Below are 11,991 nucleotides of genomic sequence, written 5' to 3'. Positions count from 1 at the left end.
CTTAGTACAAACCTAATAATCAAAGTAGCATTAGTAAAGAGTGGGATTCAATGCGACCTTGGTTCAAACATTTGCAAATACAGTAAAAAAAAATCGCATATACAGTGATTATTTTACTGAAAGTATCGTGTAATTTAACGCTTGCCAAAAATGGAACCTAATATGCCGCGCACAATTTGTCGCCCTAATGTATTGCCAACACTACGGGCCGTTGATTTTAACATGGCTTCTGCAATCGTTTGCCTTGGTCTACCCACTGCGCGTTTTGGTGTTTTAGTGGAATCTTCACTCTCTTCTGGTTGATAAGATTTTTGAGCTGATTGAGAAGGTGGATCAGGTTGGTGTCTGCGTTGTATTTGTTCATACGCTGAATCTCTATCAAGTGCTTTTTCATAAATCCCTGCATAAGGAGATTGTTTAACAATCGTTTGATGTTCAGCATCACTTAAAGGACCAATCCGAGAAGTAGGAGGATAGATCTTGACTTTCTCGACGATACTGGGTGTACCTGTAGATTCTAAAAATGAAACTAATGCCTCACCTACTGCTAATTGTGTTAATAATTGTTCCGTTTCTAGTGCAGGGTTCTGTCTAAAGGTTTGTGCTGTCACTTTCACCGCTTTTTGATCTTTAGGCGTGAAAGCGCGTAAAGCATGCTGCACTCGGTTCCCTAATTGACCTAACACGGTTTCTGGTACATCTAGCGGACTTTGCGTCACAAAATAAACCCCTACACCTTTTGAACGTATCAAACGGACTAATTGTTCAATTTTTTCGAGCAATGGTTTGGGACTTGAATTAAACAACAAATGTGCTTCATCAAAAAAGAATACCAATTTGGGTTTTTCTTGGTCACCCACTTCTGGTAAGGTTTCAAATAATTCTGATAAAAGCCAGAGTAAAAAAGTACTATATAACCTTGGATCGTTAATCAGCTTGGTTGCATCAAGCACATTAATATTACCGTAACCATTCGCACTGGTTGCTATTAAATCTGCTAATTTTAAGGCTGGCTCACCAAAAAACTGCTCTCCCCCTGCTTCATTTAAACCAAGCAACCCTCGTTGAATCGCCCCTAATGTGCTTGCGCTGATATTACCATATTTCAATTTATATTCTGCAGCATGCTGCCCCATCCAATCTAATAAACTTCGCAAATCTTTAAGATCAAGTAATAATAACCCTTCATCATCCGCTAAGCTAAATGCCGCTAACAGCACACCCTGTTGGGTATCATTTAAATTTAATAATCGCCCTAGTAATAATGGCCCCATGTCACTGACCGTTGTACGCAATGGATGACCGGTTTTGCCATAAATATCCCAAAATACAACGGGACATTTTTCAGGTTTAAATGCTTTAATACCCAGCTCTTGAATGCGCTTTGTTAGTTTATCGCTTAAAGAGGCAGGATAGGCAATGCCTGACAAATCGCCTTTAACATCTGCCGTAAAAACAGGAACCCCAGCTTTTGAAAAATGCTCTGCCAATAACTGCAACGTCACTGTTTTGCCTGTACCTGTTGCCCCTGCAACCAAACCATGACGATTTGCCATCGCAATATGAAATGGTGTCTCTTTCATATTACTGTCAAGGCCAATGATAAAATCGTTCATTTTTCACCCATTATGATTTGATGTCAGAAACATGCGTTTATAAAATTGATACCAGCTACTTTGGAATCGCTCATCGGGATCATATTTTAACTTCATGGCGAGAAACTGTTGAAATTGAGGATAAGCTTGCAAAATTTGATCTTTTCTTGCATAGCGATGATACGTTAAAAAGAAGCTCCCATTCCAAGATAATGCATGGTCAATCAAACCTGAAAAGTAAGCAGCTGCATATTGAAACCCACTGTTGGTATGAGGCACAAATAAATTAAAAATAATGCAAGCATAGTCTTGTTTCGCCCAAGGTAGAAAGGTTTCATCATCTTGTTTAATGAGCCTCACCGTACCATAAATAATGTTCATCGTGCGTAATTGAGGATCATTGGCTACCGTCGTCATAAACTCAGTGATTTTACTTAACGGTACATAAATTTCGGTAATCATTAATGAGCCTTGACGCCAATCGGGTGAAAAAGATCGAATATATTCTATATATTTTTCATTATAAAAGCCTAGCTGATGCGTATCAGACCAATAGCATTGCCCATCCGTACTCAGATAATAATCACTATAACGTTTAAACGCTTCTGCTTTGTTCACATGGGCGAGCAATAGTAATTTATTCCAATCTTCTTTATTTAAGAATCGATTATCTTTTTCTGGCAAAGCAACTGTAGTGGGTTGATAACAAGAAAAAACGCCCTTTTGCAAATAATCAGATGACTTTTCGTCAGTCATAAACTGAAAATCGCCATAAAGAAATCCTTCATTTATACGTTCTTGAAAGCTTTGTGCTAAAGATGTTACGGGGATGATAGTTACTTTTCGTTGTAGCACTTGGCGTTTCACTAATTGTATTTCAACGTTTGGCACGACACCAAACAGTCCATACCCACCAATCGCTAATGAAAAAAGTTCTTTATTCTCTTGCCTTGAAACAGGCAACAACTCACCCTGGGCATTGATTAACTCAAATGAAACGATATCCTGGACAAAAGGTTTCATGCACAATCCTCGACCATGAATATTGGCGCTTAAAGCCCCTCCAATCGTTAAATCATCGGCTCCGGTTTGTTTTTGGGCAAAAGTCCAAATGTCTTGTTTGCTTGCTTGCGTTTTATGCAAATAATTCAATAATTTTGGCCAGGTAATACCTGCTTGTACCTTTACGCGCCCCTTATCAGGATCTAAGGCTAATACTTTGTTTGCATTGGTGGTGTCTAACAAAATGCTATTTTCTGCAAACTGTTGTCCGCCCATTGCGTGCCGAGCGCCACAAATGCTCAAGGGTTGATTTTTATTTTTAGCTTCGACAATGATATTTTTTATCGCATCGACACTTTGAGGATTTACAATCTTACTGACAACCGTTTCATTCATTTGGGAGTGAAGATCATTAACGTAAACTTCTTTAAATCCTTCCGTATTATGTTTCATCAGTACCGCAGCGACGGCAAGATAACATAAATAAATACAGGGAATCATGATGATATTGTATAATAAACTACCCGGAACATTTTCAACCGACACCATGGATTGTTGAAACAGCGGCGCTAAAACAAGCAGTACCATTGCAATAATGCCATAACGTATTTGCCTATTTTTTGTCTGACGATAGGCAATTGTCAACGCATAAAATAATAATAAGGCACACGGCGCATAATAATAAATCGCAATGGCGTATTCAGGAATGTGTCGTACTAATTCAATATAACCTATGGTAATCAAGGTAAAGACGATTATCGACCAGCGATGATACTGTGGCCATAAAATACCTAATGCAGCACTACCTAAACCACCTGCAACCACGCCTACTATCATTAAAATCACTTTCCAAAGCGTGTCTCCCCCTTTTATATGCCAAAGGGCTGATAAAACAGAAGCAACACTAATCCCCAGTAGAATGATGATACAGTCGTAACGAACGGTACTTCTTGAAGGGTGCTTTATCAAAAACCAAGCTAGGATGAAACTTTCAATTCCTAAAATCAGATTAGTGATAGCAACACTAATCATGTTTCACCCGTGCTAAACAAAGCCATTCACCTTGCGTTTTCGGTGGCGCAATGTCTGTCGCAGGGTCGAGCAACTGTAATTGATGATAACCCAATGGCTCTAAAAACTGTTTTTCAAGTAAATTTGGCGCAATCCCCCAACGAAAAGTTTCATTTTGCATTTTTAACCACACATCAACCATAAAGCTTGCATTGGCGAATTGGATACTGCCATTTTCTCTTTGTTCCATAAACGTAAAAATAACGTGTAAGTCGTTTTGAAAAAATTGCTGTAAGTCAGAGAAAATGTTTTTGACGATGGGCTCATGAAAATACATGGTTAACCCTTCAACAATAAACAAGGTTTTTTTGCTAGGGTTAACGTGTGCGGATAAGACAGATAACAATGTTTGCTTTGCTAAATCTGCCGATACAAATTGCACATTGGCAGCAGCGGCATTTCCTGCCATAAAAGCTTTTTTCTTCACTTCTTGGGTCGCAGGATGATCAATTTCGACAAAGAGAACATCAGGATAACGTGAGTAATACTGCTGCGTTAAAGCATCAAATCCTGCTGCTAAAACAATCACTTGCTCGCATTGATTTTCAAGACTGTTTTTAGTCCACCTGTCTATGATCTGCTTGCGAGCAGCATAGTGCTTAAAAAGCCCCGGAATTGTAAAATATTCAAGTAAACTAAAATAATATCGATACCATGGATATTTTAAACAGGATAGCCACGAAGGTTCGGCAAGATTCACGCAATCTCGCCAAAGAGCGATGCTTTTGTCATCTGCGCCTACTAATTTTCCCGTTAGGTTGAGATACAACAACCCTTTGGCAATCCAGACTGCAGTTTGGCTCGGTTTCGTATTTTTCATCTAATAAAATATAGATGAGAAACCTACCTTAAGTACGGTGATTTTCCTCGCGGTTCAGCTGGATATCTTTACTATTTATCGTTAATATATCCTGAGTCATACCCCCATGGGGCGATGACTCAGGTGATAAATTTGATGAGGAGATAATCATGGCTAAATCCCAAGAAGGGCAGAAAAAACAAGCTAAGAAAGAACCTGTCCACAAAGATATTAAAGCAAAGCGTGCAGCTAAAGCTGCTAAAAAGAAAGAAAAGAGCTAAGCTTTCTTGCCTCTGCCATTCCTTCTTCGAGGAATGGCAGTTGTTATCTCCATAAGTTCGTTTTTGCCAGCTCGTACACTTCGTCTCCCTTGCCGTTCATGATGGCTTTTAGCATAAATAAGCCGAATCCTTTCATCTGCTCCACAGTTATAGTTGGTGGCATGACCAACTCATTGCGATTGACCACAATATCGACCACTGCCGGTCCTTTCTCCTGAAGTGCACTCATCAGACCATCTTTGACATCAATGGGGTTTTCAATCCGCACTCCTGTGATCCCAAGTGCTTTTGCCATATTTGCAAAATTCGGATTTTTGAGTTCTGTACCAAAGGGCACCATGCCAGTAGCTATCATCTCTAGTTCGACAAACCCAAGTGTTCCATTGTTAAAAATAATCACTTTTACCGGTAGCTGATGCTGTGACAACGTTAAGATGTCACCCATCAACATTGAAAAACCACCATCGCCACACATGGCAATCACTTGTCTGTTTTTGAATGTGGCTTGCGATCCAATCGCTTGTGAAAAGGCATTTGCCATCGAACCATGATTAAATGAACCTAATAAACGGCGCTGCCCATTCATTTTCAAATATCTGGCTGCCCAAACGGTTGGCGTACCAACGTCGCAAGAAAAAATGGCATCTTTTGCCGCCACTTCATCAATTATTTTTGCAACATACTGCGGATGAATCACTTTACCTACACTGGCTGTTGCTAAGGCATCTAATTCTTGACGCGCTTTTTTGTAATGTTTAACCGCTTGATCAAGATGTGCACTGTCAGTTTTCGCATGTAATAAAGGCAACAAGGAAGTTAACGTTGCTTTGATATCACCAATGACGCCAATATCAACAGGCATGCGTTTACCCAATTGTTCACCACGAATATCGATTTGAATTACTTTGGCATGGGTTGGATAAAATTGGCGATAGGGGAAACTCGTTCCTAATAACAGTAAAGTATCGCAATCTTCCATCGCATAATAACCTGATGAGAATCCAACTAACCCCGTCATTCCAACATCATAAGGATTATCAAATTCTACCCACTCTTTGCCACGAAGCGCATGTACCATAGGCGCTTTGAGTTTTTTACATATTTGCATTAATTCGGCATGTGCATTTTTGCAACCACTGCCGCTAAAGACGGTAATTTTTTTCCCTTGATTCAATAAATTTGCAATCTTTGCTAACTCTGTCTGGCTTGGCGTTATCTGCGGCTCAGATTGAATATTCAAGGGCATTGTTTTGGATTCAGTTGCCGTTTTTAAGGCAATATCCCCTGGTATCACTAACACGGCAACGCCTTTTTTAGCAATAGCCGTTTGCATTGCAATCTGTAGTAATCTTGGCATTTGATCTGGCGAACTAACGACTTCACAAAAATGACTACATTCTTTAAATAAAATGTTGGGGTGCGTTTCTTGAAAATAATCCCCACCAATTTCTACGGTTGGAATATGAGCGGCGATTGCCAAAACAGGCGCACCACTGCGATGACTATCATATAAGCCATTAATTAAATGTAGATTTCCTGGGCCACAACTACCCGCACAAACGGTTAACTTACCGGTTAATTGGGCTTCTGCTCCTGCTGCGAATGCAGCAGCTTCTTCATGTCGCACATGAATCCACTCTATTTCCTTTTTTTGATTAACTGCATTGGTTATTCCATTTAAAGAATCACCGACGATACCGTAAATTCTTTGTATTCCTGCGGATTGTAAAGTATCAATCAAAATATCAGCAACAGTTGCCATATGATGTTCCTAAAGGTGATGGGGGATCTCGTGTGCTAGGCGCACCATGAAGGGGCAACAAAGCATAATCATAAAATAGAAAAAAATAAAGTTCACTATCACTAGTATTTTTAGTACTAACAATAGTGAACTTATGTCTTACAGATTAAATTTGCTTTATTAGTAGCAAACTTTTCTGCAATGACGTTTGCAGCAACTGTCATACCAGCATTTTTTAACACAGCAAGCTGGTTTGCAGCATGGTGTGCAACATGGTGTCGCATAACGCCAAGTGACTGGCGAGTAATTATAGCAAGGGCTACAATTGCTTGGCGCAGGCGCACAACGTGATGGACATGATGGTTTACAGGGATTACCACAAGGGGAACCACAACCTGCATAAGCAGCAGCAGCAAATGTGGTCATAACACCTAACAGCACTGTTGATACAATTTTCATATTTAACTCCTTTGTCGTTTTACAATGTAACTAATCGACATGTAATTCATCTGCAAGTTTGATATAAAATTTAAGGGCATTTCTGAAAATATAGACAGGAAAAATGAGGTTTTTTGAAAAAAAAGTCAAAAAATTGTCGTTTTCTGGCTTTTTATCTAGTTGAATTTAGGATTTCCTAAAAATGAAGAACGTGATTCTTAATAAAAAATTAGGTTTTTATTCAGTAAATACGAGCGAGAGATACTGTGCCTATACTGTATACTATAAAATCAACGAAATAAAAGCGATGAAGGTACAACAAATCGATGAATACTAAACCCGAAAGCCCAATAAAATGTCGATTTGCGCACCAAGATGATGTGCCCTTTATCTATGAGTCACTCACACAATTAATGCAAGAACAAAATACACAAGACAAGTTTTCACAAACACCAGAAAGCTTATTCTATGCCTTATTTTCTGAAGATAAGTTTGCAGAGTGTATTATTGCCGAGGTAAATAATACATCCATTGCCATGTTGCTCTTTTCAACTTCCCACATGAACTTCACTGTTTTCCCAAGCCCTGGCATTTATGTCCATGATATCTATGTTAAACCCGCTTTTAGACGCCGTGGGATTGCGAGCTTATTGGGCGATCATTTAAAAGCCATTGCGTGTGATCGAAAATATAGCCGAATCGATGGTATTATTTTAAAAGATAATGAAAGCGCTATGGCGTTTTATCATAAAATTGAAGATATCAATGTGTTAGATTATATCCATTACATGCGGCTTAAATTATTTTAAAGCCTAATGTCTTGCATCCCAATAAGCGCGACTATCTTCTTCTCTTAAATTTTGCTCTGCATTATCGACCGCACGCTGTGCATCCATCATGTCTTGATAGTGCTGGTTGGGTGAAATACTATTGGGCCCTTGCCCACGGATATAAAGCTCGTTGGTTCTCGCATTTTCAAGGGCATCGTTTGCATCTTGTACCCGATTTTGCGCATCACGACGTGCTTGTTCTTGGCGACTTGCATTATAGCTATCACTGACACTACTACCACCACTAAAACCGCTACCACTTTGCGCACCGTGCTGAATTCTCACCAACTCTCTTGCCGACACCTCAAGCGGATATACAAGCAACATCACTGCCATACTAATAATGACAATGTCAATTAACCATTTGCGGATTTTTTGATGATGCGATAACCACATAAAGAACGTTCCTGTATGGGGCGTGATATTAATGTGACCAACGCGAAGGTAAAATAGTTCTCTTTTTTCATTCGTGGTTTCATAGGTGTAGGTGTACATTTATTAAATGAAATAAATACTGAACTTATCCTCTTCTCTGGCGCTCCTGAGCGCAAGCGCAAATGTTTCAGCAAATGATTGATGCGAGTGCGAGAGAGCAACATAAATCAAAGAATGCCCCCAAATGAAAATTCAGTCTGATAGCGATATACAAAAGAAGCATGGGCCAAGAACCTAATAAGGTTTGTTTAATCTTTTTGCGCCTGTTTTAACCAAGCTTGTTCCTTTCCTCGGTAGTGCTTAGGCAACCGTTTAAAACGTTTGCGCATATGTTTTAGCACTTCTTCTGCGCGTGTTTCATGATTCAATTGACGCAGATGTTGGAAATAGTAAAACGATGCCTCTAAACCAACATAATAATTATGTAAATGTTCAAATTCACGGTTCGCTAATTGATATTCGCCTAATGCCGATAAGGTGCGTGCAAATAATAGGTGTGCTTCGGCTGCCGTTGAATGATTACCCACACTTTGATTGAACAGATTTTCTAAAACAAACTTGGCTTCATGGAATTTTTCTAAACCAAATAGTGCTTTGGCTTTATCCAATAATAAATAAGGATCGCGGCTAAACTGATTTTTCAATAAATTATCTAATAATGCTAATGCCGCTTGGTAATGCGATAAATCGAGATACGATTTTGCGAGACAATGCAGATTTTCAATCGTTGGCTTTTCATAAGCCATCTGCTCTCTCAATGCTAATTCATGATAGGGATTTGCTTTGCGGAATTTTTCAATATTACGAATAATGGCGTGTTCATATAGTTTAGGGCCAAATTCAACCAGCAAATAGCCAATCGCCCCCACCACAGGCACTAATAAAACCATCATGACGAAAGTATGGGAATAACCTTGATGTAAGGCATGGATCACGCAACCTATTTGCACTAATAAAATGCCTAAACTTGCAATACCAATCAAGTGCATCATATTTCCCCTCTGAACTACAGAGTATGCAAGTTAACTTATATGGAAATATTAAGCAATTCATCAGAGATAAACGGAGTCTAACACGAGATAGAGTTTAATCGTTTACCTACATGGTTTGAGGTTTGAGCAAAAAATACCAAATCGATTGCAAGAAAATGAGATGATAAAAATAGATATGCAGGGAATACCGAGAAATCAACAATAGTGGAAACAGCAACACGCGAGGGCAAGGTAACACTTTTTGTTGATAATATAACAGCAGCAAGTAAACCCCTAATGTCAGAAACGCAAACGAATAAAGCAAGGTCGTTTGAGCTAGATAGGGAAATGCCATAATTTGCCAAATGAAAAAAACAATGTGTGCTAACCCAAACCAAAATGGTGCTTGCGGATCTTTAATGGCAACCATGCGCGCACTATAAACAAACATAATGCTTAAAGCGCCATATTCAACATGAGAATAAAGCAGCGCATTCACAACCTGTAATAGCAAAAAGAAAACCCAACGCCATAAAGTTGAAATACGTTCTACCGGGAAATGGTGCAACAATACTTGGCAGACAATAAACGTCAGTAAAATATCAATCCATAATTTGTGATATAAGAAACTGCCTGAACATGAAAGCAGAATACCGTAAACAATCAGAAACTTATTCATTCGCAGTTTATTGACATAGCCAATCAAAAAATACCACATAGGCAAGCCAATTCGGCCAATCAAACGAAGCCAGTGATTATCAGGGAATATATAATCGCCCACGTGATCGATAATCATAATGACAATCGCAAGCACTTTGATAAAGTCATGCGTGTTAAATGATTTTCCGTAGCGATAGACTGTTTGTTGTATAGATGACACAATGTTTGCTTTTTATCTGTGTTTCATTTTAAGCATAATTCAACATTCCCATTGTGTATACCTTGAAAAAAACAAGGTAATCCGTAAAATGACAACACTTTAATTAAACACCTTATTATCATGTATTCTCTGCGGTACCTCACTTCGATAGTTGTTATCACCTTCTTCTTAACGCTGAGTGGTTGCGCTCATGCGCCACAGCCTATGCTCGTTCCTATGCCTCTTACCCCTCCTCCTGCACGCCCCCTTCACAAAGTGAAAGTGGCATTGGTGTTAAGTGGCGGTGGAGCCAGAGCGTTAGCCCATGCTGGAGTGATTGAGGTCTTGGAAAAAAACCATATCCCTGTCGATCTGATTGTGGGTTCAAGCGCAGGTAGCATTATTGGTGCCTTATATGCTGATGAACCCAATGCCGATAAATTGCGCGAAAAAATTATTGCGCTGAATAAATGGGATCTCATTGAGCTCAATTGGAAATCCGGAGTCAAAATGTTTTGGCAGCTCAGAGGCCCTGTTGAAGGTAATGCGTTACGCTGCTTTTTACAAAAGAATATGAAAGCCTATCACTTTGATGATCTCCATATTCCCTTAGCTGTCGTCACAACAGATGTCCATCATGGCGATGCCTTTGTGATCCGCAGTGGTCCCTTAGTGCCTGCCATTCATGCTTCTAGTGCCGTTCCCATGGTATTTAGCCCTGTACAAATCTACGGCCGAACTTTAGTCGATGGTGGGGTAGCAAGTCCTGTTCCTGTTGAGATTGCTAAGCAGTTTCAACCGGATATTATCATTGCGGTTGATATTGGAACTAACCCCGATCATGGCTCTGTAAAAAATGCTTATCAGCTGGGTATGCGCAGTTTACACATTGCTTATTACAAGTTGTCGGATTGGCAAAATAAAGCAGCTGATATTGTGATTCATCCTGCGGTCGATCAATTTGGCATGTTTGACGATCATGCCAACGAACACTTATATCAAGCCGGTCAACAGGCTGCCTTTGCTGCGCTCCCCCAAATCCAACAACTATTAGAAGCTAAGCAAATCCCCTCTAAAAGGCGTCCATCCAGTACATGTGAAAATGAACGGGTTGACTTTAATTTCGTAATTAAGTGTAATGACTAAATAAATGCTATGGAAAGCGCCGCCCCTAATGGGTGTAATTCAACAAAACAACAAAAATTAATGAAAAGGCGCATTTTATGACCACACCATTACACCCTTTACGCAATAAATTGCAGTTAATGCTTATGCGATACAAACAAAAATGGCATACCTTACAAGAAAAAATTCATCGTTTCCTAGCACCCCTATCTCAAAATGAAGATAAGGACTGGCCGTCGTTAGACGAGCTGACGCTAGCACCGATTGAGGAAGGCACTACCATGGCTGCGGCACATTGGCCACTTGATGATAATCACAGCAAAATTGAAGCGCATAAAATGGTGGTGGTTGAAGTGAAATATTACCCAAGCGATCCTTACCATACGCAACGCATGACGGAAAATGATGATCCTAATTTACGGATCACCCATTATCCGCCCAGTAATCGGTTACATTAAAGAATACATAATTTGTTAATGAATTAAGATAAAAATCCCCCGCTCGCTTAAAAGCTCGCAGCCCCCTTTTATTCAAAGGGGGCAGCTTGGTGCAACTTGTCCGGCGAAGCGTTAGCGAAGACGGAAGCACCAAGCGGGGGATTTTTATCCTAATTAACTTCGCCATAGGCTACGGCAGGATAAGCCCCCATTCAGCTCGGTTACATGGGAGCTCGCTCTCTTCTATTTGTTCATTAAATTCATTTGTTTCGCCGCTACCGCGGCTCTAGATGGGAGGGATATCTTCTCCCCCCATTACGGCTTCGCCTCCATGGGGGGCTAGCGAATTTCCTCGCTGCCGCGAGGATCTTAAGCAGCGGTAGCTGCGACATTCGCTAGCCCCCCAT

11 protein-coding genes are annotated in these 11,991 nt (G+C 40.0%); 3 read left to right on the top strand and 8 right to left on the bottom strand.

Features of this window, described 5'->3' with window-relative positions; genetic code table 11:
• Positions 1-134: 134 nt before the first annotated feature.
• The 5 genes from HT99x_RS02940 to HT99x_RS02920 all read right to left on the bottom strand — a co-directional run bounded on the left by HT99x_RS02940 (position 135) and on the right by HT99x_RS02920 (position 6,869).
• Positions 135-1,616 carry a helicase HerA-like domain-containing protein gene (locus HT99x_RS02940; RefSeq protein ID WP_075065754.1) on the bottom strand — a complete coding sequence of 494 codons (1,482 nt, stop codon included), beginning with the start codon at positions 1,614-1,616 and terminating at the stop codon, positions 135-137.
• 3 nt (positions 1,617-1,619) lie between these two features.
• Positions 1,620-3,629 (bottom strand): DUF6962 family protein, encoded by a 2,010-nt coding sequence (locus HT99x_RS02935; RefSeq protein ID WP_075065755.1) that lies wholly within the window; start codon positions 3,627-3,629, stop codon positions 1,620-1,622.
• Positions 3,622-4,488 carry a class I SAM-dependent methyltransferase gene (locus tag HT99x_RS02930; RefSeq protein WP_075065756.1) on the bottom strand — a complete coding sequence of 289 codons (867 nt, stop codon included), beginning with the start codon at positions 4,486-4,488 and terminating at the stop codon, positions 3,622-3,624. Before HT99x_RS02930 ends, HT99x_RS02935 begins: the two co-directional genes overlap by 8 nt.
• A gap of 303 nt (positions 4,489-4,791) precedes the next feature.
• Positions 4,792-6,510: a ubiquinone-dependent pyruvate dehydrogenase gene (gene poxB, locus HT99x_RS02925; RefSeq protein ID WP_075065757.1), complete on the bottom strand. Its 1,719-nt coding sequence runs from the start codon at positions 6,508-6,510 to the stop codon at positions 4,792-4,794.
• 131 nt (positions 6,511-6,641) lie between these two features.
• Positions 6,642-6,869: a hypothetical protein gene (locus tag HT99x_RS02920; protein WP_139016571.1), complete on the bottom strand. Its 228-nt coding sequence runs from the start codon at positions 6,867-6,869 to the stop codon at positions 6,642-6,644.
• 384 nt (positions 6,870-7,253) lie between these two features.
• Here HT99x_RS02920 and HT99x_RS02915 point away from each other — a divergent pair, with 384 nt between their 5' ends.
• Complete coding sequence (locus tag HT99x_RS02915; RefSeq protein WP_075065759.1) at positions 7,254-7,736, top strand: GNAT family N-acetyltransferase; 483 nt, start codon at positions 7,254-7,256, stop codon at positions 7,734-7,736.
• A 3-nt stretch (positions 7,737-7,739) separates the two neighbouring features.
• Here the strand turns inward: HT99x_RS02915 and HT99x_RS02910 are convergent, their stop codons facing one another.
• The 3 genes from HT99x_RS02910 to HT99x_RS02900 all read right to left on the bottom strand — a co-directional run bounded on the left by HT99x_RS02910 (position 7,740) and on the right by HT99x_RS02900 (position 10,043).
• Positions 7,740-8,153 carry a hypothetical protein gene (locus tag HT99x_RS02910; RefSeq protein ID WP_139016572.1) on the bottom strand — a complete coding sequence of 138 codons (414 nt, stop codon included), beginning with the start codon at positions 8,151-8,153 and terminating at the stop codon, positions 7,740-7,742.
• 287 nt (positions 8,154-8,440) lie between these two features.
• Complete coding sequence (locus tag HT99x_RS02905) at positions 8,441-9,184, bottom strand: hypothetical protein (RefSeq protein ID WP_139016573.1); 744 nt, start codon at positions 9,182-9,184, stop codon at positions 8,441-8,443.
• Between the two features lie 106 nt (positions 9,185-9,290).
• Positions 9,291-10,043, bottom strand: coding sequence for a TraX family protein (locus HT99x_RS02900; RefSeq protein WP_075065762.1), 753 nt, complete (start codon positions 10,041-10,043; stop codon positions 9,291-9,293).
• 216 nt (positions 10,044-10,259) lie between these two features.
• On the opposite strand from HT99x_RS02900, the gene HT99x_RS02895 reads away from it, so the two are divergent.
• Together HT99x_RS02895 and HT99x_RS02890 are read left to right on the top strand one after the other, a co-directional pair.
• Entirely contained in the window at positions 10,260-11,168 is a 909-nt protein-coding gene (locus HT99x_RS02895; RefSeq protein ID WP_259565305.1) for a patatin-like phospholipase family protein, read from the top strand.
• A 77-nt stretch (positions 11,169-11,245) separates the two neighbouring features.
• Complete coding sequence (locus HT99x_RS02890) at positions 11,246-11,605, top strand: hypothetical protein (protein WP_075065764.1); 360 nt, start codon at positions 11,246-11,248, stop codon at positions 11,603-11,605.
• The last annotated feature ends 386 nt before the right edge of the window (positions 11,606-11,991 follow it).

The organism is Candidatus Berkiella aquae, from assembly GCF_001431295.2.
Classification (GTDB): Bacteria; Pseudomonadota; Gammaproteobacteria; order Berkiellales; family Berkiellaceae; genus Berkiella; species Berkiella aquae.
The sequence above is the reverse complement of the archived record's forward strand: the minus strand, read 5'-3'. Positions and strand labels throughout refer to the sequence as shown.